Source organism: Paenibacillus sp. FSL M7-0896, from assembly GCF_037975415.1.
GTDB lineage: Bacteria > Bacillota > Bacilli > Paenibacillales > Paenibacillaceae > Paenibacillus_AQ > Paenibacillus_AQ silagei.
This window is the reverse complement of the sequence record NZ_CP150250.1, coordinates 1,359,435-1,383,117: the sequence shown is the minus strand read 5'-3', so window position 1 is coordinate 1,383,117 and position 23,683 is coordinate 1,359,435. Positions and strand designations below refer to the sequence as shown.

At 54.0% G+C, this 23,683-nt stretch carries 21 protein-coding genes; 7 read left to right on the top strand and 14 right to left on the bottom strand.

Annotated features, from left to right (window positions below; all coding sequences use genetic code 11):
- Positions 1-4: 4 nt before the first annotated feature.
- Positions 5-1,294: a DUF1963 domain-containing protein gene (locus MKY12_RS05860; protein ID WP_339254609.1), complete on the bottom strand. Its 1,290-nt coding sequence runs from the start codon at positions 1,292-1,294 to the stop codon at positions 5-7.
- 285 nt (positions 1,295-1,579) lie between these two features.
- Here MKY12_RS05860 and MKY12_RS05855 point away from each other — a divergent pair, with 285 nt between their 5' ends.
- Positions 1,580-3,634: an ATP-dependent DNA helicase gene (locus tag MKY12_RS05855; RefSeq protein ID WP_339254607.1), complete on the top strand. Its 2,055-nt coding sequence runs from the start codon at positions 1,580-1,582 to the stop codon at positions 3,632-3,634.
- A gap of 295 nt (positions 3,635-3,929) precedes the next feature.
- Here MKY12_RS05855 and MKY12_RS05850 read toward each other — a convergent pair whose 3' ends face one another.
- Entirely contained in the window at positions 3,930-4,997 is a 1,068-nt protein-coding gene (locus MKY12_RS05850) for an SGNH/GDSL hydrolase family protein (protein ID WP_339254605.1), read from the bottom strand.
- Between the two features lie 108 nt (positions 4,998-5,105).
- Between MKY12_RS05850 and MKY12_RS05845 the strand changes: the two genes are divergently transcribed.
- Both MKY12_RS05845 and MKY12_RS05840 read left to right on the top strand, forming a co-directional pair.
- Positions 5,106-5,987 (top strand): AraC family transcriptional regulator, encoded by an 882-nt coding sequence (locus tag MKY12_RS05845; protein ID WP_076076568.1) that lies wholly within the window; start codon positions 5,106-5,108, stop codon positions 5,985-5,987.
- 109 nt (positions 5,988-6,096) lie between these two features.
- Positions 6,097-7,377 carry a glycoside hydrolase family 27 protein gene (locus MKY12_RS05840; RefSeq protein ID WP_339313174.1) on the top strand — a complete coding sequence of 427 codons (1,281 nt, stop codon included), beginning with the start codon at positions 6,097-6,099 and terminating at the stop codon, positions 7,375-7,377.
- 105 nt (positions 7,378-7,482) lie between these two features.
- Here MKY12_RS05840 and MKY12_RS05835 read toward each other — a convergent pair whose 3' ends face one another.
- Positions 7,483-8,532 (bottom strand): NAD(P)-dependent alcohol dehydrogenase, encoded by a 1,050-nt coding sequence (locus tag MKY12_RS05835; RefSeq protein WP_339313173.1) that lies wholly within the window; start codon positions 8,530-8,532, stop codon positions 7,483-7,485.
- Positions 8,533-8,650: 118 nt separating this feature from the next.
- On the opposite strand from MKY12_RS05835, the gene MKY12_RS05830 reads away from it, so the two are divergent.
- Both MKY12_RS05830 and MKY12_RS05825 read left to right on the top strand, forming a co-directional pair.
- On the top strand, positions 8,651-9,040 hold the full coding sequence (locus MKY12_RS05830) for a MerR family transcriptional regulator (RefSeq protein ID WP_036723871.1): 390 nt from the start codon (positions 8,651-8,653) through the stop codon (positions 9,038-9,040).
- A gap of 104 nt (positions 9,041-9,144) precedes the next feature.
- Complete coding sequence (locus MKY12_RS05825) at positions 9,145-9,351, top strand: hypothetical protein (RefSeq protein WP_339313172.1); 207 nt, start codon at positions 9,145-9,147, stop codon at positions 9,349-9,351.
- A gap of 83 nt (positions 9,352-9,434) precedes the next feature.
- On the opposite strand, the gene MKY12_RS05820 is transcribed toward MKY12_RS05825, so the two are convergent.
- Genes MKY12_RS05820 through sbnA form a run of 11 tightly spaced genes read right to left on the bottom strand, consistent with a single transcriptional unit; the run spans position 9,435 to position 19,855 of the window.
- Entirely contained in the window at positions 9,435-10,409 is a 975-nt protein-coding gene (locus MKY12_RS05820; RefSeq protein WP_339313171.1) for a 2,3-diaminopropionate biosynthesis protein SbnB, read from the bottom strand.
- 13 nt (positions 10,410-10,422) lie between these two features.
- The gene (locus MKY12_RS05815) at positions 10,423-11,664 is read right to left on the bottom strand and encodes an ATP-grasp domain-containing protein (RefSeq protein WP_339313170.1); all 1,242 of its coding nucleotides are present in this window, start codon (positions 11,662-11,664) and stop codon (positions 10,423-10,425) included.
- A complete protein-coding gene (locus tag MKY12_RS05810) occupies positions 11,642-12,868 on the bottom strand; it encodes an ATP-grasp domain-containing protein (protein WP_339313169.1) in 1,227 nt (408 codons plus the stop codon). The genes MKY12_RS05815 and MKY12_RS05810 overlap by 23 nt, the downstream gene beginning before the upstream one ends.
- Positions 12,856-14,094: an MFS transporter gene (locus tag MKY12_RS05805; protein WP_339313168.1), complete on the bottom strand. Its 1,239-nt coding sequence runs from the start codon at positions 14,092-14,094 to the stop codon at positions 12,856-12,858. The genes MKY12_RS05810 and MKY12_RS05805 overlap by 13 nt, the downstream gene beginning before the upstream one ends.
- On the bottom strand, positions 14,091-14,609 hold the full coding sequence (gene citX / locus MKY12_RS05800; RefSeq protein ID WP_339313167.1) for a citrate lyase holo-[acyl-carrier protein] synthase: 519 nt from the start codon (positions 14,607-14,609) through the stop codon (positions 14,091-14,093). The genes MKY12_RS05805 and citX overlap by 4 nt, the downstream gene beginning before the upstream one ends.
- Positions 14,549-15,505 (bottom strand): triphosphoribosyl-dephospho-CoA synthase, encoded by a 957-nt coding sequence (locus MKY12_RS05795; protein ID WP_339313166.1) that lies wholly within the window; start codon positions 15,503-15,505, stop codon positions 14,549-14,551. The genes citX and MKY12_RS05795 overlap by 61 nt, the downstream gene beginning before the upstream one ends.
- Positions 15,502-16,743, bottom strand: coding sequence for a hypothetical protein (locus MKY12_RS05790; protein ID WP_339313165.1), 1,242 nt, complete (start codon positions 16,741-16,743; stop codon positions 15,502-15,504). The genes MKY12_RS05795 and MKY12_RS05790 overlap by 4 nt, the downstream gene beginning before the upstream one ends.
- 9 nt (positions 16,744-16,752) lie before the next feature.
- The gene (locus MKY12_RS05785) at positions 16,753-17,484 is read right to left on the bottom strand and encodes a CoA ester lyase (protein WP_339313164.1); all 732 of its coding nucleotides are present in this window, start codon (positions 17,482-17,484) and stop codon (positions 16,753-16,755) included.
- On the bottom strand, positions 17,481-17,753 hold the full coding sequence (locus tag MKY12_RS05780) for a hypothetical protein (RefSeq protein ID WP_339313163.1): 273 nt from the start codon (positions 17,751-17,753) through the stop codon (positions 17,481-17,483). Before MKY12_RS05780 ends, MKY12_RS05785 begins: the two co-directional genes overlap by 4 nt.
- Complete coding sequence (locus MKY12_RS05775) at positions 17,753-18,844, bottom strand: glycoside hydrolase family 88 protein (protein ID WP_339313162.1); 1,092 nt, start codon at positions 18,842-18,844, stop codon at positions 17,753-17,755. Before MKY12_RS05775 ends, MKY12_RS05780 begins: the two co-directional genes overlap by 1 nt.
- Before the next feature lie 39 nt (positions 18,845-18,883).
- Positions 18,884-19,855, bottom strand: a complete 972-nt coding sequence (sbnA, locus tag MKY12_RS05770) for a 2,3-diaminopropionate biosynthesis protein SbnA (RefSeq protein WP_209874991.1) — start codon at positions 19,853-19,855, stop codon at positions 18,884-18,886.
- 290 nt (positions 19,856-20,145) lie between these two features.
- On the opposite strand from sbnA, the gene MKY12_RS05765 reads away from it, so the two are divergent.
- Both MKY12_RS05765 and MKY12_RS05760 read left to right on the top strand, forming a co-directional pair.
- Positions 20,146-22,851, top strand: a complete 2,706-nt coding sequence (locus tag MKY12_RS05765) for a cation-transporting P-type ATPase (RefSeq protein ID WP_339314797.1) — start codon at positions 20,146-20,148, stop codon at positions 22,849-22,851.
- Between the two features lie 135 nt (positions 22,852-22,986).
- Complete coding sequence (locus MKY12_RS05760) at positions 22,987-23,682, top strand: response regulator transcription factor (protein ID WP_339254582.1); 696 nt, start codon at positions 22,987-22,989, stop codon at positions 23,680-23,682.
- Position 23,683: the final 1 nt, after the last annotated feature.

Sequence of the window (23,683 nt, the reverse complement as noted above, 5' to 3'; positions counted from 1 at the left end):
AAACTCAGGTCTGCTGGTAATTCACCGCTGTAATCAGGCACTCCCGGCACAGAAAAGCATAATAAATTCCCTCGTCCTCCGCCACCTGGCCCATATCCGCCTGCGCCGCAAAAGTCATCGTCTGTGCGCAGCAGGGACAGGCCGGATAGTCCGCATCCTGAATCCAGGCCGGATGACCTCCGATCTGCGAGGCCGGTGCCTCCAGAACCCAGTATGCACTCTCATAAGTACCTGCCGGCTGTTCCGACAGCTGCATTACATGCCACGTGTTGAATGCCAATGCTCCTCCAGTATTGTCAGGCAGATATCCAGGAACAACATTATATTCACTCCATGCATACCCGCCCTCCAGATCAGCCTTCATATATACAGTGCCATAACAGTTGCAGTGCATACAGGCTGCAATTCTTAGTCGCTTGCCGGGAAGCTCCATGAACCTAACCTGCGGATGCTGCAAATCGTAATCAAATAAAACGGTTAGCGCACCTCCGCACCAAGGACAGGCGTGCGTTCCTGCCTGGAGCATTTGAACAGCCGCCGGAGCACCGGGCGCTTCCAGAGTGTCTTCCCTGCTTACCAGGAAGGGGTAACATTCAGGATGATACAGCTGCCTTTTGCCGCCTCCGGCATCCAGCTCCCAGCCCGCTTCACGGGCATACATCTCGGGAGCTATATATAACCCTGACGCCCACTCCGGCGGGGACTGCCGCCATGCCGCGAACAGCCTGACCACCTCTTCATCGCCAATCCAGGCCAGCGCCAGCAGCAGCAGATTACGGTTAGCCAAATCGGACTCCACCTGAGCTATGAGCCGGTTCCTGACCTGCGCGTCAGCACCCTTGAAGAGGATCGCGGGCGCATAATTCCCTGTGCGGAGCAGCATTTCCAGACCCGGCCCAAGCCGTGTATCCGTGAAGCAGAGGAGTGACACCAGCACCGTCTCCGCCTGGTCTATATCCTCTTCTTCTAATAAATGAACGGCGTAGCTCTCCATCCGCCCTCTCTCTTCCTCCGTCAGTCCGTGATACAGCTCCTGTGCGGTCCGGGGGTAGGGGACTTCCTTGATCAGCGGATCAGGCTTCCGCGGGCTGTGCAGCATGGTGAGAATTTCAACCGGATCATGGATACCGGCGTACCTGTTCACCTCTTTACGGTTCTGCTCAATATAAGCTTGTCTCTCCTCTGCAAGCTTCCGCTGCTGGCAGGGCATACAGATACCTCCGGTCTTCAGTGCGGTTGCAGGAAGAATGCTTCCCGTGCAGCCCGGGGTCTGACAAGGCAGACGTTCGCTCATATGTTCTCTCTCCCTTCGTGATCAGTACGCAGACTATGCCCTCATTATAATAGATATGGACCTTCCGATCGAATGTAGCCCCGCTCCCGCCTGCAAGGGACAGACTTCCAGGATCTAGAAGACAGATTTACCCTTTACCCTTGACTGTTCGCCCGCCATCTAAGATAATAACAACCTCTGCCGTATATCATGCAGGACAAGACTAACATTGACAAGTGGAAACAGCTTTGCTGTCCTTTTAGGGATGGCACTGTTTCAGCGAGAAATAGAAGGAACATTTATAATGTGAAACCTATAAAACCTTATATTTCAGGAAAAGGGGCGGTCGTTATCAACTGGTTAAATGATCTCTACAAATTACAGAAGCAGGAGCCGGCCAAAAACGCCGAGCCTGCCCTGGTCAATGCCATCTTCCGCATGTACGACCGGTTCAAACGGCTCGGTCTCACCGAACGGCTCGGCCAGCAGGATATGTCGCTGGATATTGCCGACGCTTATGTCCATGGCCGCAATGCCATGATTGAAGCCGGAGTCGGTATCGGCAAATCCTTCGCCTACCTGATTCCCGGCCTACTCATCAACCAGCTCTCCCGGCAGCCGGTCATTATCGCCACCTCGTCCATCCAGCTCTCCGAACAGATCCATAAGGATCTGCGGTTCATCGGCAGCCGGCTCGGCTTCTCCATGGTCCGCTCTGTAGTCGGCAAGGGCATGGGGCAATATGCCTGCCGGTACCGGGCAGCGGACCTGTTCCCGTCCGGCGAGTCCGGCTCCCCGCTCACGGTAATGGCAGAACGTATCCTGAATGCAGAAATCAACGAGCGGGCAGATCTGAAGGGTGGAGTCAGTGATGCCTTATGGTCTAACGTGTGTGTGACAGATTGTAAGTTCGAGCACTGCCACTACAAGCACACCTGCACCTTCTATGACATGCGGGCCAAGATCAATGCCGCCCCGGGCGAGATGGATATCATCATCGTGAACCAGGACCTGCTGATCCGAGACCTGATCAAGAAAAAGGAAGGGACCAAGGGCCTGATCACAGAGCGGCCTGCGCTGATCATTATAGATGAAGCGCATAATCTTGAGGCCAAGGTCCGGGATGCCCAGACGCTTGAATTCACCTTCCGGCAGATCTCCCGGGTGCTGGAGGATGCCTTGCAGCTTCTGTTCAAGCAGTCGGCGGACCGCAGCCTGATGAAGTCCTGCCAATTCGTCCGTCGCTGTGCCAAAGAGTTATTCAGACAGATAGAAGCAGACCTGCTGCACACGGCCAAGCAGGACACTGACCGGATTAAAGTATCGGCGATTACCGGAGTCCCGCTGCAGCAGGCTGTGCAGATTTTGCAGGAGTTCCGCCTCAGTCTCTCGGTCCTGACCTCCCGGCATGAGCGGGAGATTGACAACACCTTTGAAGCGGTTAACGGAATGATTGACCTCTTCCAGGTGCTGGCCGGGACGGAGGACAACTATCTGCTCTGGGCCAGCCAGCCCCGGGGAGAAGCTACCGTCAGCATCTGCCCCAAGGGGATCAGCCAATTCCTGAAATACAGTCTATTTAGCGGCAAGACCTCTGTCATCCTGACCTCCGCCACCCTCAGCCAGTCCGGCGGTACGCTGGAGGAGCAATACGCTTATCTGTCCCGTTCGCTGGGCTACAGGGGGGAGTATATGGAGCGTCAAGCTTCACCGTTCGATTATGACAACCACACGATGATGTATATTGCCAAGGACGTTCCTTACTATAACCACAACAACCGGGAGGCTTATCTGGAAGCGGCGTATAAGGAGCTGCTGCGGCTATGCAATGTAACGGACGGGCGGACCCTGGTGCTTTTTTCGGCCAAAGAGGATATGAAGTACATTCACAAGAAGCTGAGTGCGGAGAAGCTGAACTGGGCGCTGCATATGCAGCGGGAAGGCTCGTCGCAGGACGGGGTGATCGCTGAGTTCCGGGCGAGTAAGGGCGTGCTGCTGAGTACCGGCGTGTTCTGGGAAGGCGTGAATATCGAGGGTGCAGATCTGTCGCATCTGATCGTCTTCCGGCTGCCGTTCCCGGTTCCGGCTGATCCTGTCTACGAATACAAGGCTGCGCAGGCGAAGAATCCGCTCATGGAGGTCTACGTGCCGGACATGCTGCTGCGCTTAAGACAAGGTACCGGGCGCCTGATCCGCAGCGAGACAGACCTCGGTGTACTCAGCATCCTGGATTCCCGCCTGGCGGCCGGAGCCCGTAACCCGTACCGGGAGCAGGTCCTTGCCGCCCTGCCGTTCACCAAGGTGACAGAGGAGTTCGGGGTGCTGGAGAGGTTTGTGCGTGAGAAGGGAATTCACCGGTGATGAGGGACGGTAGTTGGAGTGCTGAGTCGTATGTGCCTATTGTACTTTGTACATTAGATCGAGCTATAAAACTACCCTTCTAGCCTTTCTACTGTATTATGTACAGCAGAATTTAGAGATTTTGCCCATATTGGGCCTCTCTCCAGTATTCTACTGTACTAAATACAATAGGGACTATTTTTAGTGGTATTTTATGAATTTCTATTGCACCTAGTGCAATCACCACTGGACTACCCGCTCCATTTCTTCACCAGCCAGCCCGCTTCCCCAACTCGCTAGCCTTAATCCGCTCATATCACCACTTCATCAGCTTCCTGATCTCTGACGCCAGTCTATCCGCCGCTTTGCGATGCGTCACCTGCGAAGGATGATAATCGACAGCGTGGCCGTCCGCCTCTAGCTGCACCTCGAATTTCATCACCGAGATTCTGCTGTCGCCGGTTTCCCGGGCATAGCGGTCCACCGCCTGCTCCAGGATAGGATACAGCCTGTCCCCCATGATCCCGAGCGTACACAGAATGGTCGAATCGGGATTATTCCGTCTGACCATTTGTAGAAAAGCGACATAGTTCTCTGCATAATCCGCCTGCTTGGCAGGGTCATCCTTCGTGTACGAATCGTCGTTGGTCCCCAGATTAATAACGATCAGCTCCGGCGTGAATCTGCTGAAATCCCAAGCTATCTCCTGAGGCAGCAGACTGCCGCCGAACCTCCCTTCAGACTTGCCTACCTTCTCGTAGTAATCGGGCAGAAGATGCGTGGTGAGCTTCTGATCATTTTCTGTATAGCCGGTAATAATGCCGTATCCGCTGTAACACACCATACTGTAATCCGCACCAAGCTGCTCTGCACTCAGGTAGGCATAAGCCTTCGTTACATTTTCTGTAGCCGTAGAAAAGGTATGCAAAGCTTCTTCATCATCCACACCATACCCGCAGGTAATGGAATCGCCGATGAATTCGATCGTATGCTGCGGAGATGGAGTCGGCTTAATTCCTTCCTCAGCCTGCACCGCAATCTCCGCAATGCCAACCGTTGACATGGCTGCTTCAGACAGCTTCGTTATTCTTACAGTAACCTCTTGCCCGGTGTCGCTTTCGAACACTGTATACGTTTTGCGTAGCTGATCCACCTGATCGTCTATCACCTGCTGGCCGTTAACACTGATTCCAATCCGGGCCAGATTGTTGCCGGTTGCAGCAATATCATCGCCTTGCAGAGTGATCCGGGCCGCCCGGCCGTAGAATGAGAATTCCACCCCGCTCCCGGAAAGAGCCAGCCACAGCACCTCTCCCATCCAGTGGGTCCGTCCGATGAGTCTGACATGATTAGCTGCCGGCTGGTACGTTTGCATCTGGGACATTCCATAACCTTCCTTCTCTCGTTTCTATTCGTAACAGTAGCAAAGGCGCTTTATATTTTCAATGATATGTTAAGATATTAAGTAATTGTTGAGAAAAGGAGGATCTCAATGGACATCCCCAGAGGGACCTATGGCTTTCGCTTTGCCGAAGATAAGGAGCTGCAGCTGTGCGTATTGTTCGCAGCCGGTTATGATTCCGTCTCCGATCCCGCATACCGCTGGGACGGGATGGAGCGCAGCGACGGCCCGCTGCTGCTGTTCCAGTACACGCTCTCCGGTGAGGGCGTGTTCGAGTCAGAGAACCGGACCTACCGGGTCCGGGCCGGACAGGCTCTGCTGGCGGAAATCCCGGGACCTCACCGATATTACTATCCGCCGGATGCGGCAGAGCCCTGGGAGTTCCTGTTCCTCCTGCTGCGCCCAAGCCTGATCCTGCCCCACTGGCGCAGATTCCTGCGCGAAGCGGGCGAGGTGCCCCGGCTGCCCGCAGATTGTGCCCCTGTCCGGCTGGCGCGGATGATTGTAATGGATGCCGGAGCGGGCAGAATCTCCGATCCGCTGATCGCCTCATCCAGCGTCTATCAATTCATGACCGAATTGACCCGAATGCAGACAGCTACGCTGCGCGACAGGGACAAATGGTCAGAGAATATTAAGCGCGCCGCTGCATTCATCGAGCAGCATTACCCGCAGATGATCAGCATCGACCAATTGTCGGAGCATGTCTCCCTGTCCAAATATCATCTCATCCGCCGTTTCTCGGCCAGCACCGGCCTGACACCCGGCGCTTATCTGACCCGGGTCCGAACGGAGAAGGCGATGGAGCTGCTCCGGGGGACGAGCTTAAGCATTGAAGCTATTGCACAGCAGATCGGCTATTCCAGCGGAAGCTACTTTATCAAGGCCTTCCGCAGCCTGACCGGACTGACACCAGGCGATTTCCGCAGCGGGGGCGAGAGCCTGATCTACCGCCAGCTCTTTTTTGATTAAGCGCAATATAGTGCTATTCCACTTGCAACATTACTATAGATATTGGATTTCTCCTTGATTATGATGGACTTATGAGGAGCAATAATCCATCTGATAAGGAGATTACACAATGAATCATAAGCTTGCAGCACCTGTCCCCCCGCTGGGCTGGAATAGCTGGGACTGCTACGGCGCAGCCGTAACCGAAGCGGAAATCCGCGGTAATGCGGAATATATGGCCGAGCATCTCAAAGACTACGGCTGGAGCTATATCACCGTTGATATCCAGTGGTATGAGCCTGGTGCCGTGTCCTCTCTGTACCGCCCCTTCGTCCCTCTAATCATGGATGAATACTCCCGGCTGATGCCAGCCGAGAACCGCTTCCCTTCGGCAGCGGGCGGTCAGGGCTTCAAGCCGCTGGCTGACTATGTCCACAGCCTGGGACTGAAGTTCGGTATTCATATTATGCGCGGCATTCCGCGTCAGGCCGCCCATGCAGGCACCGCGATTCTGGGGACGGAGGCAACTGCCCGCGAGATCGCGCACACGAACTCCATCTGTCCATGGAATACTGATATGTACGGTGTCGACGCTTCCAAGGAAGGCGCTCAGGCCTACTATAATTCACTCTTTGAACTGTACGCGCAGTGGGGCGTCGATCTGGTCAAGGTGGATGACATCGCCGCTTCCAGACTATACGATACCCATCAGCCGGAGATTACCCTGATCTCCCGGGCAATCGAGAACTGCGGCCGCCCCATGGTCCTGAGTCTCTCCCCCGGCCCTGCTCCGGTAGAATATGCACAACATTTCACCGAGCATGCCAACATGTGGCGCATCACGGATGATTTCTGGGACCGCTGGGAGCTGCTGCTGGACATGTTCAGCCGCTGCCGCAGCTGGCAGGGCGTCCCGCAGGCCGGCTCCTGGCCGGATTGCGACATGCTGCCGCTCGGCCACATCGGCGTCCGCTCCGTTGACGGCGGCGGAGATGACCGCTGGACCCGCTTCACCCGGGACGAGCAGCTGACGATGATGTCGCTGTGGAGTATTTTCCGTTCGCCGCTGATCTTCGGCGGCGAGCTGCGGGACAATGACGACTGGACCCTGTCGCTGCTCACCAACCGCGAGGTGCTGCGCATGCAGCGCGAGAGCCATGGCGCCAGGGAAGCCCTTCACCACGATGAGCTGATCGTCTGGACCGCTGCTCATGACGACGGCACCCGGTATGCTGCCGTCTTCAATACCAGCAACAGCCCGCTGCCGGTTGACCTGAACCTCGAAGAGATTGGCCTCGGCGGCGTGGCCGCAGGTACGGAGCTGTGGAGCCAGACGCCTGCTGAGCTTAGCGGCGGCGTGCTGCAGACCACCGTGCCTCCGCACGGGGTGCGATTATATAGCTTCTCGTAGGAGAAGCTAGGCAGAAATATCAACAGCCTGCGGGAATGGAGTAGTTCCATTCCTGCAGGCTGTTTTTCAAACAATATAGATTAAGAATCTTGCTCCTCTAAAGACTTAGGCCTTCCCCATCGTGCTGATATCAATCACAAACCGGTAACGCACATCCGAGGCCAGCACACGTTCCCAGGCTTCATCAATCTGGTCAGCCGAAATCACTTCGATCTCGGAAGCAATCTGATGTTCAGCGCAGAAGTCAAGCATCTCCTGTGTCTCGCGGATTCCCCCGATCATCGAACCGGCAAAGGAACGGCGGTGTCCGATCAGCGAGAAGGCATTAACAGCCAACGGATCAGCAGGTGCACCGACATTCACTAAGGTCCCGTCCAGCGCCAGGAGTGACAGGAAGGCATTGATATTCACCTGCGCACTGACCGTATTAATGATCAGGTCGAAGGAACCGGCCAGCTGCTTGAATGTCTCCGGATCACTGGTGGCATAATAATGATCTGCGCCCAATTGCAGGCCGTCTTCCTTCTTCTTCAGGGATTGGGATAACACCGTAACCTCAGCCCCCATGGCATGAGCAATTTTCACTGCCATATGCCCTAGCCCGCCGAGACCCACTACAGCTACCTTTTTGCCGGGAGCAGCTCCCCAGTGGCGCAGTGGTGAGTAAGTGGTGATTCCGGCACACAACAGCGGTGCAGCAGCGTCAAGCGGGAGGCTGTCGGGAATCCGCACCACGAAGTCTTCAGTGACAACGATATGCGTGGAATATCCGCCTTGCGTATAGTGCCCGTGGCGGTCAGTCGCTCCATAGGTTCCCGTGTTCCCCTCCAGGCAATATTGCTCCTCGCCTTGCCGGCAGCTGCTGCACTCTCCGCAGGAATCGACCATACAGCCTACCCCGACACGGTCGCCAACTGCATATTTCGTCACTCCAGAACCGATCTGGCTGACAATACCTGCAATTTCATGCCCCGGAACCAGCGGATATTTCACCGGTCCCCACTCCCGGCGGACGGTATGAATATCGGAATGGCAAATACCGGCGTATTTAATCTCGATCAGAACATCCTGCGGCAGCAGCTCCCGGCGTTCGATCGTAGTCAGCTTGAACGGGCCTTCCTGGCTGAATGCAGCGCGTGCGTTAACTTGTATCATAGTGAGACCTCTTTTCAATAGAATAGTAGACATCATTCTTTAAGCTTTACAAAGCCTATGATATTCCTTAAAGTTAACTCTAAGTCAAGCCCGAAATATCCAGGACAGGAGAACGATGATGAAGACCTATTCCATAAGCGAAGCCGCAGCGCATTTCAACATGACCCCGCATACCCTGCGTTATTATGACAAAGAGGGCCTGCTCCCTTCTATAGAAAGAACTCCCAGCGGCAAACGCGTATTCAAGCCCTCCGATATGGAGGCCCTGCGGATCATTGAATGCCTGAAGGCCTCCGGGATGCCCATCAAAGAGATTAAGCATTTCATTGAATGGTGCTCCGAAGGAGATTCCACCCTGCAGCGCCGATACGACATGTTCTTGGAGCGGAAGGCTTCCGTAGAAGCGCAGATGGAGGAATTAAGAAAAACGATGGAAGTCATAGACCATAAATGCCACTACTATAAGACTGCCCTGGAAAAGAGTATGGAAGTGGTCCACCAATCCTAACCAGCCGTATGGTTCATCAGCCTCCGCTGCGGTTATCGATACATAGAACGGTTACCGCAGACACATCCTAAGACAGAACCTGCACTTAGAAGGGAGACTGACAGATGAAGGATGATAAAAAAGCTCCGCTTGACGGACGCACCGCAGGCGTCCACCCGATTCCGGAGGGCGAACCCAGTCCGGCGGACGGTCAATCGGAAACAGATAAGCTAGATGAGGTCGTAGGCGCCGTGCTGGGGAATGACCCCGAGGTGTCAGCTCCTGGCCTTGCACCAGATCCGGAAGAGAAGAAGAACCGCAAGAATCCGTAGCCTTGTAATGAGGCAGTACACAGCCGGGCCGGATAAGAGTATCTCTTATCCGGCCCGGCTATTTTATATGCTGATTTTGCCCCCTACTCCTCTAACTCCTTACCATACCCGCGATTCAGCGCTTCACGATAATATAGTGATCCAATGGCAATATCAAAGGCAGCCATTCCCATCGGATTGAACATGACCGCTTCCTCCTTCGGGAATTTCGCCAGCGCGTTGCCGCAGACCACCTCGACGATAGACGCCGTGTCTTCCTTCCGCAGCCCTCTTTGATTATGCATATGTTCAATATCCGTATTCGCACGGCACACTTCATTCCAGTCATCGACAATAATGGCCGAGGTGTAGCTTAAGATCGCCGGGGTGAAATCGCGCAGAGACACGTTCAGCAGCAGACTCTGTTCTTTGGGCTTGCGGTCAATATAACCAGAGCTGGAAATTGTACAGGTGATGAACAGATCAGCCCCTTCGTAGGCTTCCTTCCAGGAATCCACAGGCCGCACCCTTGTCCCAAGCTCTTCCGGGATATGATCCAGAGCACCCGGATTCGGATCAAAGATCCGAACCTCCTCCAGCCGGTCCCCGAGCAGCTGATTCAGCATCGACAGATGGAGCTGACCGATCGGTCCGAACCCGACAATACCAGCAATCATTTTACCGGCAAAAGGGTGTACCTTCTCGTATTCCTGGATCATCAGCCCACTGACTGAAGCTGTACGAATCCCGGAGATAAGCGGACTGTTGATGATAGCCACCGGCTTCCCGCTGCCGGAATCATTCAGTATCGTAACCGAGTGGGCACGGGGAAGCTGCCTGCCATGGTTACCGGGAAAACTGGCGATCCACTTGATGCCTGCCATCCCAATCTCTCCGCCCACATAAGCGGGCATGGCAATAATCCGGCTGCTTGGATCTTTATCAAAGAGCAGATAGGGTTTAATCGGCTGGGAGAATTCGTGCGCTGCCATCACTTGGACAGCACTCCGTATCGTATCCATGCACAGTGCCCAGGGAAGATTCATCTGCTCCAGGTTTGTGGTATTCAGATATAACATGCTCAAGGCCTCCTCAGCTTATAGGTCTGGCTGCAATGTGCAAGCCGATCGTATTCTGGATTTCACTGCACTTCTGCTCAGCCTGCTCTGCATCGTCCCCTCCAACCATCACTCGGCCAATCCAGTCAAAATTAGATCTCGGAAAGAACACCTCGCGCCCGGCAGCAATGAAATGCGATCGCAGAATGTCCGCACGCCCCTCTAATTCCTTAAGCCCCGTAACCTCGATCAGCCTGCCGTCAACCGGCGAACAGAATTCCCGTGAAGCAGCACCACGCGTGACGCTCGGCGTCAACTCCGGGGCCTCCCCCATATGCATACGAAGCACTTCACGCGGCAGGTCAATGCCGGTTGCGTATTTAATCATCTCCGGAACAGGCCCGCCTACCATCCGCGGATTAAATTCAATAATCTTGGGACCTTCAGGAGTGAGAGCAACCTCTGTATGTGTGGGGCCAAAGTCAACCCCAAGCGCATGCAGTCCCCGGCGGACCACCTCCACGATCTCCGCCTCATGGCTTAACCGAACCGGAAAGCTGGCGCCAGTCTCTACAAAATAGGGAAATCCAACCAGACGGCGGTCCGTAATCCCGATCAGGTGATCCTGCCCTTGATAAGTGACCATCTCCACACTGACCAGAGGTCCGGCTGCATATTCCTCAATGAGCACATCCGTACTTCCATAGAGATTACGCCCAAAATTCCGGTTGTTCACATAGCTGTCGTAAGCCTGCCGCAGCTCTCGCTCATTGTTGACAAAGACCACCCCAATACTCATAGCCCCGTCACACGGCTTAACGATACAGGGATAACCCATGGAATGGGCATGCCGGCAAGCTTCCTCTATACTGCCTGCGAGCAGTGAACGGGGAACCGGAACGCCGCTCTGAACGCAGATTTCTCTGGATTTATATTTATTCCGGGCATTCTTGGCCGCCAGCGGCTGCATGGTCGGCACACCAATCGCATGCGCAGCAGCCGTTGCCTGAACCACGTAGAATTCCGCAAAAGACATCACTCCGGTCAAAGGGTTCGCTTGATGGTACGCTTTGACAAAGTCAACCACTGCTTCTTCATTAAAGGTGTCCACTTCATGAATGTAATCTACCAACCGGAGCGGGTGGGACTCCAGCGGCTGGCCCTTCAGGTAATGCTGAATATTCTGGGTCAGCAACGTTACGGTGTACCCCATCTCCTTGCAGGCCTGGATACCTGCGATAGACTCATTGCTTTCAACTAGTAACAGGTGCTTCATTGGTTGTATCCTCCTTATAGGCGGGCAGAATTTGCACTTCTTGCTCCAGATACCGCAGCAGCTGTGACAGCCTGGCTTGCAGCGATGCCGAATTCTCGCCAACGATGATTACAGTCATCACGGCATCCACGCTGGAATGAGCCGCGTCCAGCTGTTCGCCTGCTCTAACGCGGGGAACATATTCCTCCACCCATTCAAAGGGCAGCGTCTGCGGAATGGTCTCTACCGTTCCCGGGCGTTTCGGCATTAGATATACCCCCGCTACCTGTGACGGCCTTGGCACCGGCAGCTTCAGCGGCAGTCCGCATTGCCCCCGGACCCACTCCCGGTTCAGATCAACGTCATACATAGCGCTGATCGACTCACTGATCCGCCCGCCTGCGGTCCGGCTGGCAATTTCACAGAATACCCATTCATCCTCCGGGGTATGGAACATTTCACAATGAAAGGTCGAAACTCCCGGTGAGGGCAAGGCTTCAATGACCTGCTGAACTTCATGAACCAGCCGCTCATACACCGCGCAGCCGGGGCTGAGCAATTCCACGAAGCAATCCTGCTGGAGAATCTCCAGCGGCTTGCAGGAATATTTGCCCACAGAAGCGAAACGGATCTCCTGGCCCATCATGAGCCCATCGATCTCATACATTTCTCCCTCTACGTAGGCTTCAACCATTAAGCCGCTGCCGAGGCCGCGTTCCCATACATCGTTCAATTGCTCCCGGGTCCGTATAATGTCCGTATTCATGGAGCCCATGCCGTCCACCGGTTTAACTACAACCGGCAAGCCGTGCTCCAGCACAAAATCATACAAGTGAAGCGGTGAAGCCAGTCTGCGGAATGCCGGGCAGGATACCTGCGGGCTGACTAAGCTTTTCATCACCGCCTTATCCCTGTAAGCCACTGCACTCTCCAGCTGTTGACCAGGCAGGTGCAGCCGTTCACGCAGCCGGGCCGCACGAATCAGATCACTCTCATCGAGAGCGATGATCAGACGGTAAGGATGTTCCTCATACAATCGTAACGCATCGATCTCTACCCGGTCATTGCTCACCCAGTTGTCGAACACCTGCACAAGGGCAAAGGGTTCCGTTATCTCACCATATGCCGGCGAAGTATACAGGTATACTTCTTCATCCAGATCCTCCAGCCAGGTCAGATAAGGAGCGAAGGCCCGCCTCCTCTGATTCAGAATTAATACCGCCATAGTTTCTCCTCCTCCTTGTGATGAACAGGTGACCGGTTTAGCATTACGTATAGTACAAGAGACAGTCCAGACAGAAGAGCCAGGGACAACCAGAAATAGGACAGCTTTCCGTAGATGCTCCACATATGTATGAATTGCAGCCCGGTATATACACCGATTCCTTCTCCAAGGGCTGTGGACAATCCGATGACACTGAAATATGTGATACGCAGATCCGGGTGGGCAGCGTTAGAGACATACGCATCTATCGTGGGGATGAATAATATTTCTGCAAGGGTGAACAACGCGACGAATACGTAGTAGCCCCAGATTGAGCCGATGATCGCATTCATTGAGAAAGAAATGCCGAATAGCAGAAACGCCAGCATCAGCCGGTATCCCTCACGCTGGCCTGACAACGCGGTATTCATCCAGCGCCCGACCGGAATCTGCAGCACCACCACGAGGATTCCGTTCAGCATCAGCAGACTCCCCAGCCTTTCCGGTGCATTGTAATAAGTGCCGATTAAATAAGGAAAGGAATTGAACAATTGGGTGAAGAAGAAGCAGCCGATCATATTGAACAGCAGCACCTTACGGAAGCTTTTATCGAGCAGAACGGTCTGATAGCCTTTCCAGAAGCTTACCGGCTTCCGTTCCTGGCCCATCAGACTACACCCGGGCGGGAAGATATTGAGCAGGATGGCACCTAACACATAAAACCCTCCAACGAAGGTCAACGTGAAGCTTTTCAAGGAGCTAGTCAGCAGAAAGGAGCCGATTAAGGGCCCGGCAATGGCTGCACCGTTCGTATACATATTGGAATTCGCAAAATAAAACAGGGCATTACCATCCTTACTCCCCACGAAGGATAAAGAAGCCTTGGAGGATAAGCCTCGGACAGAGTAGCCGATCCCGGCAATGATAAGCTGTATAGTAATCAACACCGGAGACTGCCAGAAATCTACCATAGCGATGGAGACCCCTGTTAGCAGGCAGCCGAACCACATGCATTTGAACGGGTCCATGTTGTCCAGCAGGGGTCCGGTAAGGAATCTCGCACTGCGGTAAGACACCGTGAAGATCATGGTAACTACAGCGGTAACCGACAGCGGCAGTCCTTTGACCTGAGACAGATAGACCGTTAATATCGCCGTCATAGCGTAGAAGCCAAGATGGGTAACCAGTGTGTTCAGACAAATGGCAAACACCGGCCGGGGCACCTTTAAGTTTCGGAAAAGATTCATGTGACTGCCTTCCTTGCCGCCAGATCAGCAGCCATACGTCCAATTAATTCCTCTGGCGAATGACGCTGCAGGAATCCGCACACTTTAGCAGGCTGGCCGCACAGATAACAGCGGCGTGAAGGAGCCCCCAGCTCATGCCTGCCCATTGCTTTTCCCGATGAATCATAAATATCCATATCCCAATAAGCGCTAAGCGGATGCTCCCCTTCAAAGGACAGACAGAATAGCTTCAATGCCGCCGCATCCGCAGATACCTGAAGATAAGCAACCGGACCAAGCGCCAGCCCGATCCGCTCCAGCGCAAGTATCTTATAAGCTGTAACCACCAGAGCTTCCTGTAAAGCCTCCATACAGAGCTCGAATAGTTCATAGGCAACAGCCAGCCTCTTATCCGGCCCCGGAATATTCATCATAATCTGGATCAGCGAGCCTGCTGCCGGATACCGGGCCTCTCTTAGCTCATGGAGGCGCTCCCGGTCACGAAGGATGGCTGATACAACGGAATCGTTCGCCACACTCTTTCCTCCCCCTGATTCTCAGTCCACAAATGCAAAGCAAGCGTCATGGCCAGCAGATCGGCTGATCCGCCGGGAGATAGGGAACGGAGACGGAAGTCCTCCTCCATGTTGCGGATGTAGGCTCTGCCTTCAGAGGTGAACAGACTCCCCCGGTCCAACGCCGCTAATGCACTCGCCTGAGTATAGTCAATCCTTGCCCTGTCGAAATTGCGGTTCAGCAGCGTGGTATCCTGTACCACAGCCATCAATGATAGCAAGCAGTGGATCAGCGCCGTCCGCAAATCCGCTCCTTGTTGAAGCGCCTCCCGCAAGGCAGGCAAGCCCTGCTGAAGAATGGACGGAAATCCTTCTATAACCTCGCCCCGTATCCCTCTAATCCCCCACTCCCTGTACGCGCGCCCGCCTGTGCTTACATTATGCGTCTCCTCCAGAATGTCCGCCAATTGTGCCCGGAGCGGATACTCAGCCAGCCTTCCGGCCAAGCGGCATATCTCCTGCGGTTCTGCTGAACCTGATGGACGTTGACTCGTCATTCCGGCAGCCGCGCATAGAATCAGTCCCAGGAAGATCGTTCCTTTATGGGTATTCACTCCCCCGGTAGCCCTTAGCATGTCAGCCTCGGCCCGCCGCCCGGTCTTCTGGAGCATCCTGAACAAATCCTCCCTGCCGGTTCGGCCCCCGGATTGTTCTATGCCCAGGCGCGCAGCTTCCTGGTAATACGGCTGAATGCGGAGTGCGCTTCTCAGAAAAGTGTAAATATCCATATCCGCGTGACATCCGTTGCTCACCGCCGATACCAATCCGGGGGAAGGCCAGCTCACAGCCTCGGCCATAACACTGTAGACCATCGTTTCGGCAATCCAGACCGATGCTGCTTGGCCGGAAGCAGTCACTTTACGCTCTCCGGGATAGCCGCAGGCCAGTGTTCACTCTGTAGACCGTACTGCTGCAGAAAGCTCCATACCACCCGTTCCAGGCCAAGTCCGATGCAGCCCGACCATGTCTCAGCGTTGTCCCTCAGTCTAAAGTTAAAGGTCTTTGCAAAAAAATCGCCGTGCGTGTCATAGGAAGCAATCGAAATCGTGTCGTTCTTATACGGGATATCCGCACGAACCTCGTATTTGACATGTTTGGGCACTTTGAAATTCTGCTTCACCTTACCCGGCAGGAAGAATGGATCATTGGCTAAGACACACCCGCCTTTCAGCCCTACCGCTTCCATCCACTCCACGGTCCACTCTAATGTCAAGTCACGCATCCGGGTGACGTATTCGGGAGTACCCAGAAATACGAATTCCCGCATGGTGAAATTCAACAACCGTTCCAGCAGATATACACGTTTGCCCTCATTGCGGAAGGACTGGCCTTTGAGTACAAAAGCGGTATTGTCCTCAAACACCTGATCCTCCATTTCCATATAGACTTTATAGCAGGGTGCAGATTGCAGGATATAGGGAGGCGTCTCCAGATAAGGACCGCAGTCCTGCGGCAGCTTCCCGTTATTCGCGGATACATCTGCAGCAAAGGATTTCATCGTCTCATGATCATGGCTTAAATGCGTAGCCAGCAGCAAATGCATTGGTGCGCTATGGAAGTAATTCATCTTCTCGGCGAACGAAGCAGGCAACAAGACCGAATACTGCCGCTGCTGACAATCCCCGATTCTCCGGCCGACATAATCCACATAACTCTGGTCAAAATACTCCAGCAGAGTGATGATCGGACGATGGTACGCCAGCTCCTGATTCTTCAATAAAGTCAGCCATCTCTGCTCCAGCAGGTCATCCGAGATATTCCGCTGATTGCCCGGCGTGCAGCAGGAGCACAGCTTCTCCAGCGGCGGCTCATGCAGCTCCACCATATTCAGCTCAGGCTCCAGTATTTCAGCGGATGATGCGGATGCCTCATCATGCTCCGGGGTGAAACGCTCCAGGAAAATAGCAACCTCCCGCTCAATCTGCTCCCTGGGATAAGACGATAGATAGGTGACGCTGATCCGCTTCCCTTGAATCGGGTCGACCTGCACCTTATGGGCAGATACATTTTGCAGGAACATATGGGTGAACACAGGGATTTGCAGCTTATTCAGAGTCACAGGCTCAGGCAATTCCAATCGGTATGTTGTGAACATAACAGCCTCCTACGCTATTGAAATTCCGTATATGTCTTGGACGACGGCAACCTGGTCCGGATGGATTACGGAACGCCCCGTGAAGCCGTATTCCCTGGAGAGCAGACAATCCTCGCGGAACCCCTCCAGATCACGATAAGCCATGTAAGTGGTGTCAAAGCATTGAAGGTCCACACTGCGGCAGTATTCCCCCAGCCTCTGCTTGGCCTTCCGGACCTCCAGGGCCGGGTCCACAAGTCCCTTAGCCACACAGTCATTGAAATAATCTGTTCCTCCAAAGGTAAAAGCATAAATATTCCGGCTGGCCTGATGAATCTCTCCGAGATTGGCAATAGCCTCACAGCATTCAATCATGACTTCATAGCTGGGTGAATAGTTCAAGCTACGCTGGTGTATAACATCCTGCACCTTGCGTTCCACTTGCCGTAAATCCTCAGCCGTCCGGACCATGGGCAGCCGGATTCGGGCAGGGCGCTCTGGCACAAGCTCTTCCAGATCCTGCTCCCAGTGAGGGGTATGAACACTATTCACGCGGACAATGAGCGTATGCTCCGAGTCGCTGCTGAATTCCTGAAGGGCATTCTTGACCACGTATCTTGCTTCAAGCTTCTTATCCTCCGGCGTACCGTCTTCCAGACAGAGAATAATATTCATAGGATAGAAGGTCATAGCGTACTCTATGTAATTCGGTTTGTATCCCGGAACATAGAAATAGACTAAGGGTTCGGCAGCTACACTCATCCTGTTACACCTTCCCGCTGATTAACCGTGTTCAGAGAGTAGGCCAAGGCTTCGCAGCGGCTGCGGATGACCCACTCATTGGCTCCATTGAACCAGATCTGGGGAGACAGATCCGCCAAGCCATACTGCTTCAGAATGGGAACAACATATTCATAGACTTGGCGGTCCGTAAGCTCCGGCACCATATTCATGCATTGCATTGCAGCGTGGCCTTCTTCGATGACAATTTTAATATCGCTAGATTCTATCGATCCGACACTGACATTCATTAAGAACCGACCTCCAATGAGTAATATAGAGCCTCCAGCAGAAAATAATCGCCCCAGATCTGGGACTCTCCTGCGGCTTGAACGACATGCAGCGGCGTGCTGGCATGCACCAGCAGTCCCTCATGCTCCGGACCCGGGGGCGCATACTCCGCAGAAATCAGAACATCGAGCACCCTCTCTGCTTCTTGCCGGAACTGCTGGTGTAAGGGATCATTAGGGCTTAAGGCTGCGGCAAACTGGTAGAATGCAGAGCAAGCGATCGCAGCAGCCGAAGCATCCCTCATAGCCGTCTCCTGATGGGACAGCATCAGATCCCAGGCCGGAACACCATCCGAACAGACATGGGCTAAGTAGAATGCAGAGAGCTGCTCAACCTTTGTCCTCCACTCCTCTTCATGGCCCAGCACATACATTTGAACTGCTCCATAGAGTGCCCATGTGTGGCCTCTGGCCCACACCGATGCTGAGCTGAATTTGGCGTTCTTGTTGTAGGGCTGCTCCGGGGCTCCCGTAAGTGAGTCCATTCTCATATATTCGTAAGTGAAGCCGTCTTCCCTCATCAGCGCAGCACTTGTAATCTGTGCTGATTCGATGGCAGCGGCGCGATAGCGCTCCTCACCGGTTATCCGATAGGCCCATAGCCACAACCGGATGTTCATCATACTGTCGACGCCTGCATAGCGCTTCCCCTCGGGCAGCCAATTGCATTCCAGATAACCGCCCGGGAGACGCGAATCAAAGAGGCTGTCAGCAGCTTCAAGCGCAATCGTTCTGTATGCTTCCTTACCGGTCAGATCGTACCCGAACGCATAAGAATAATAGAACAGGAAGCCAATATCCTGATAATCCCCCTGATTCTTATAAGACTCAATCCCGCCCATCCAGCGGTCAGCTTCCTCAATATAAAGAGTATCGCCGGTCAACTGATAGAGCTGGTAGAGGAGTCCAATGAAGAATCCGGAGGACCACTTATCCTCCAGCATATATCTTCCGTTGTTCGTAACATAAGGAAGCCTAATCTCACCGGAGGATGGCATAGAAGCAAGCTTGTCAAGCTGCCTGCGGGTCTGTCTGACGGCACGGTCAATCACCTCATTACGTAGGGAAACGGTAATCTCCAGCACCCCCGATCATATTTTCACAGCGCTTTTACCCAGTTCAATTCCAATCTGCTCCAGCCATTCATCCGAAAAAATAGTATTGTAGTACCGGTCTCCGCGATCTGGAAGAATCGCAAGTACTTTGTCCCCGCCAGGCAGGCGGCGGGCAAGCTTCAGGGCCGCGAACACCGCTGCACCTGCGGAGCCGCCGACCAGCAGCCCTTCTTCCTTAACCAGCCTGCGGGTGGTGGAGAAGGCCTCTGCATCCGAGACATGCGTAATCTCGTCATACAGCTCTCTTCGCACATTGCCCGGTACTATAGCTGAACCAATGCCAATCTGATGTCTGACACCCGGCGGCTTCCCGAAGGTAACCGAGCCGGCAGCATCAACAGCCATAATCTTTATGTGCGGGATATGTTCTTTCAGCCCCAGGCTGCACCCGGTAATGAGACCGCAGGTGCCTGCCGGTATCACTGCCCACTGAAGCTCATTACCGAACGCCTCATAGATTTCAAGCGCGGTCGTTTGTCTGTGTGCCTCAGGATTACTCGGGTTATTATACTGATTAGGCCAGAATGCTCCCAGTTGCTTGACGAGCTCCTGTACCTTGTCCAGGCGGGCTCTAAGATAGTTGCCATACTCATCAGCCTGATCAACCATTACCGTCTCCGCACCATAGGCCTGGATAATACTGAGATTGACCAGACTGATCTTGGGATCGACCACACAGATCAGCTTGTACCCCTTTTGCCGTGCCACAAGCGCCAGTCCGATGGCCAGATTCCCGGAGGAGGATTCAACAATCGTGCCGCCGGGCTTCAGTTGTCCCGCTGCCTCCGCTTGGCTGATAATGTAGAGCGCCGTGCGGTCCTTCATGCTGCCGCCGGGATTAAGCCCCTCCAGCTTGATGAATACCTGCGCCCCATACGGGTCCGGAAGATAATTCAGTTTAACAATAGGCGTGTTCCCAATTAATTGCAGCACATTGTCGTAGATCAAACCTATCACCTCCCAAGGCATATTTTCATAGATTTTTCTATAAAAAGTAAAATAAATACATTTGCATCATACACTTCTATCCTAATAAATGTAAATATATTAAAAATTTTTATCACTTTGATTCAAAATTTCTATAAAAATCCATCAACTTGAATTTCTATTAGTGAACATTTCGCAACGACTTCCCTCTAAAGCGTTTGCCCGGACGGGTTCCCGTTTAATGAATGGGAAGATTTGAACCAGAGGAGGCGACTGACTTGGCGAAGAAGCAGGACAAGCTGTGGCATGCCATGGACAGCCAGCGTACGCTGGAAGCATTGGAGACAAGCAGGGAACAGGGCTTGAGCGGCAGCGAGGCAACCGCGCGGCTGAACCGTTATGGAAGGAATGAGCTGCCGGAAGGTAAAAAATCGCCGGCGGCCCTTAAATTTGTGAAGCATTTCAATGATGTGCTGATCTACATTTTGCTGGTTGCTGCCGTCATTATGGCCCTGCTCGGCCATTGGACCGATACCATCGTCATCATTATCGTAGCCATCGTCAACGCGGCCATCGGTTTCGTGCAGGAGCACCGGGCCGAGCAAGCGCTGGAGGGCATCAAGAATATGCTGTCCCCGGAAGCTCAGGTACTGCGGGACAGCAGCCCGGCGGCCATCGAAGCGGCAGAGCTGGTGCCGGGCGATATCGTGCTGCTGAATCCAGGCGACCGAATCCCGGCAGATCTCAGGCTGCTCAGCAGCAGCAATCTGAAGGTCGAGGAATCGGCGCTGACCGGCGAATCTACCTCGGTGGAGAAGCAGACGGAAGCGCTGGAGGAGGACTGTCCGCTTGGTGACCGGACCAACATGGTTTTCTCGGGCACAACCGTTGCTTCCGGGACAGGAATTGGAGTAGCGGTAGCAACCGGCGGCAAGACGGAGCTCGGGAAAATTAACCAGTCCATCGCCTCCGTGGAGGAGATCCGCACCCCGCTTTTGCAACAGACCGCCCGTTTCGGCAAAATGGTGTCGGTTGTTATCGTAGCCGTCGCCGCCTTGATGTTCGGCTTCGGCTACGGGCTGCGCGACTATGAGACCGGAGAGCTGCTGCTGTCGGTCATCGGACTGGCTGTAGCGGCCATCCCCGAAGGCTTACCGGCCATTCTGTCCATTATATTAGCGATCGGTGTGCAGAATATGGCACGGAGAAAAGCCATCGTCCGCAATCTGCCTTCCGTAGAGACGCTGGGCGCGGTCTCCGTCATCTGCTCCGATAAAACGGGAACGCTGACCAAAAACGAAATGACCGTCACCTCTGTAGTAACGTCCATGCATGAATACGGGGTTACGGGAACCGGATACGCGCCTGAAGGTGAAATTATACGGGATGAAGACAAGGAGGCCGATCCAGAGCAGGACCGGACGCTGAAGCATCTGCTGATATGCGGGGTGACCTGCAACGATTCTGTGCTGACGGAAGAACAAGGGGAGTGGAAGCTTCAAGGCGATCCTACAGAAGGCTGCCTGCTGACGCTTGCGGGCAAGGCCCAATCTGAAGTTACTGAACTGAAGACGCGCTCCAAGCTCCCGTTCGACTCCGAATACAAATACATGGCGGTCCTGAGCGAATACGAGGGACGTTCAGTCATTTATGTCAAAGGTGCGCCGGACCGTCTGTTTGAAATGGCGGACCGGCAGGCGGACGACGAAGCCGAGGCTCCGTTCGATGCTGATTTCTGGAACGGCCAGATGCAGGCCCATGCCCGCAAGGGACAACGGGTCATCGGACTGGCGATGAAGGAGCTGCCGGAGGACTCCTCCCCTGATCAGATAGACCATGAAGATCTAAAGGAAGGACTGGTGCTGCTGGGGCTGGCAGGGATCGTCGATCCGCCGCGTGATGAAGTCGTGGATGCGATCCGCGAGTGCCAGAACGCCGGGATCGAGGTCAAGATGATTACAGGCGACCATAAAGAGACAGCGATGGCCATCGGTGAACAGCTGGGCATCGGCGATGGGAAGCATTCGATTGAAGGCCGGGAGCTGGACAACCTGTCTGCGGAAGAGTTGAAGGAAGCTGCACAGAAGTATTCTATCTTCGCCCGCACCAGTCCGCAGAACAAGCTCCAGCTGGTCGAAGCGCTTCAGAGCAGCGGCAATATCTGTGCCATGACCGGTGACGGAGTGAATGATGCCCCGGCGCTCAAGCGGGCGGATGTAGGCGTAGCCATGGGCATCAAGGGCACCGAAGTGTCCAAGGACGCCTCGGAAATGGTTCTGGCCGACGATAATTTCAGCACCATCGTCAAGGCCGTCAAGGAAGGCCGGCGTGTGTACGACAATTTGAAGAAAACCATTCTGTTCATTCTGCCGACCAACGGTGCAGAAAGCTTCCTGATCATGGCAAGCATCCTGCTGGGCACGATGATTCCGCTGACGCCGATCCAGATTCTGTGGGTCAATATGGTCAGCTCGGTCACGGTCTCCCTGGCACTGGCGTTTGAGCGGATTGAGCCCGGAGCGATGAAGCGGCCCCCACGCAATCCGGCGGCCCCCCTGCTCAGCGGCTATTATATCTTCCGCATTCTGTTCGTATCCGTATTGCTCGGCGGGGGAACCCTGGCCATGAACATGTCCATGCTCAGCAATGGATATGAACAGGCTGTCGTCAATACAGTGACCATGCAGACCATCGTCCTGGCGCAAATGTTCCATCTCTTCAACTGCCGCACCGAGCTGGGACCGGCAATCCGCAAGGGATTTTTCGACAATAAAGCGGTCTTCGTCGTATCCGGCCTGCTGGTCGTACTCCAGCTGTCCATCACCTATCTGCCGCTCATGAACCGGGTGTTCGGCACAGTGCCGATCGGCCTGCCCTACTGGTCCTTCCCGCTCCTCATGGGAGCCGCGCTGTTCGTAATTATTGAGCTTGAAAAGGCGGTTACGCGCGGAATTATCCGCCGCCGTCATGAGAGTGTAGCCGCCAGCGGGAATGGTGACCGTTCGGCTGCTGCTTGAGTACTCCACTACCTCTTATCTCCCGGCATCTCATCCTCACCAGCACTCCACAGTATAGTTTGGCAAGGATTGCAACAACAAGGGTAAGCAATTATGATTAACCTCAGAATGGTTAGTGCCCCGGGAGGTAGTAATATGTCCAAAACAATACTAGTGGTAGACGATGATGAAGAAATCGTAAAACTCATCACCAAGACGCTAAGGTACGAGCAATTCGCTGTAATTACGGCAAGCTCCGGGAGAGAAGCCCTATCTGCGGTGGAGGATCACCCTATTGATTTCATTGTTCTCGATGTCGTCATGCCAGATATGAACGGATTGGATGTCTGCAGAACGATCCGGTCGTCTTATAATGTTCCGATTATGTTGTTAAGCGCACGGGATCAGGACATTGATAAAATTGTCGGTCTCGAAATCGGCGCAGATGATTACATGACCAAGCCGTTCAGTATTCAGGAGCTGGCCTCCAGGATCAAGGCTCATTTCCGCAAAGTGGACAGGCTGCACAAAGAGTGGGGCGAGCTTAGTCCTGCCAAAGACAAGGCCGATGCTCCACTCATTTTGAATGACAAAACGTATGAAGCCTTCCTCTACAGCCGGAAGCTCGAATTATCCGCGAAGGAATTTCAAATACTGTCTGTCCTGATGCGTCACCCCAATCAGGTACTCAGCCGTGAGCAGATCTATGAGAACGTCTGGGGAGACGAATACGGAGAGATCAATACCGTAACGGTCCATATCAAGAATATCCGCAAGAAGCTGGGTCCTGAGCAACATTTCATCAAAACCATTTGGGGCATAGGCTATAAATACACGGAAAGAGAGCAATAGG

Bases quoted from the DNA above. Each gene is read 5' to 3' on its own strand.
- MKY12_RS05860 (WP_339254609.1), bottom strand. From the start codon at position 1,294: ATGAGCGAACGTCTGCCTTGTCAGACCCCGGGCTGCACGGGAAGCATT.
- MKY12_RS05845 (WP_076076568.1), top strand. From the start codon at position 5,106: ATGGACATCCCCAGAGGGACCTATGGCTTTCGCTTTGCCGAAGATAAG.
- MKY12_RS05785 (WP_339313164.1), bottom strand. From the start codon at position 17,484: ATGAGTGTAGCTGCCGAACCCTTAGTCTATTTCTATGTTCCGGGATAC.
- MKY12_RS05850 (WP_339254605.1), bottom strand. From the start codon at position 4,997: ATGTCCCAGATGCAAACGTACCAGCCGGCAGCTAATCATGTCAGACTC.
- MKY12_RS05810 (WP_339313169.1), bottom strand. From the start codon at position 12,868: ATGGCGGTATTAATTCTGAATCAGAGGAGGCGGGCCTTCGCTCCTTAT.
- MKY12_RS05790 (WP_339313165.1), bottom strand. From the start codon at position 16,743: ATGTTCACAACATACCGATTGGAATTGCCTGAGCCTGTGACTCTGAAT.
- MKY12_RS05815 (WP_339313170.1), bottom strand. From the start codon at position 11,664: ATGAAGCACCTGTTACTAGTTGAAAGCAATGAGTCTATCGCAGGTATC.
- MKY12_RS05835 (WP_339313173.1), bottom strand. From the start codon at position 8,532: ATGATACAAGTTAACGCACGCGCTGCATTCAGCCAGGAAGGCCCGTTC.
- MKY12_RS05825 (WP_339313172.1), top strand. From the start codon at position 9,145: ATGAAGGATGATAAAAAAGCTCCGCTTGACGGACGCACCGCAGGCGTC.
- MKY12_RS05765 (WP_339314797.1), top strand. From the start codon at position 20,146: ATGGACAGCCAGCGTACGCTGGAAGCATTGGAGACAAGCAGGGAACAG.
- MKY12_RS05780 (WP_339313163.1), bottom strand. From the start codon at position 17,753: ATGAATGTCAGTGTCGGATCGATAGAATCTAGCGATATTAAAATTGTC.
- MKY12_RS05840 (WP_339313174.1), top strand. From the start codon at position 6,097: ATGAATCATAAGCTTGCAGCACCTGTCCCCCCGCTGGGCTGGAATAGC.
- MKY12_RS05830 (WP_036723871.1), top strand. From the start codon at position 8,651: ATGAAGACCTATTCCATAAGCGAAGCCGCAGCGCATTTCAACATGACC.
- MKY12_RS05805 (WP_339313168.1), bottom strand. From the start codon at position 14,094: ATGAATCTTTTCCGAAACTTAAAGGTGCCCCGGCCGGTGTTTGCCATT.
- MKY12_RS05760 (WP_339254582.1), top strand. From the start codon at position 22,987: ATGTCCAAAACAATACTAGTGGTAGACGATGATGAAGAAATCGTAAAA.
- MKY12_RS05820 (WP_339313171.1), bottom strand. From the start codon at position 10,409: ATGTTATATCTGAATACCACAAACCTGGAGCAGATGAATCTTCCCTGG.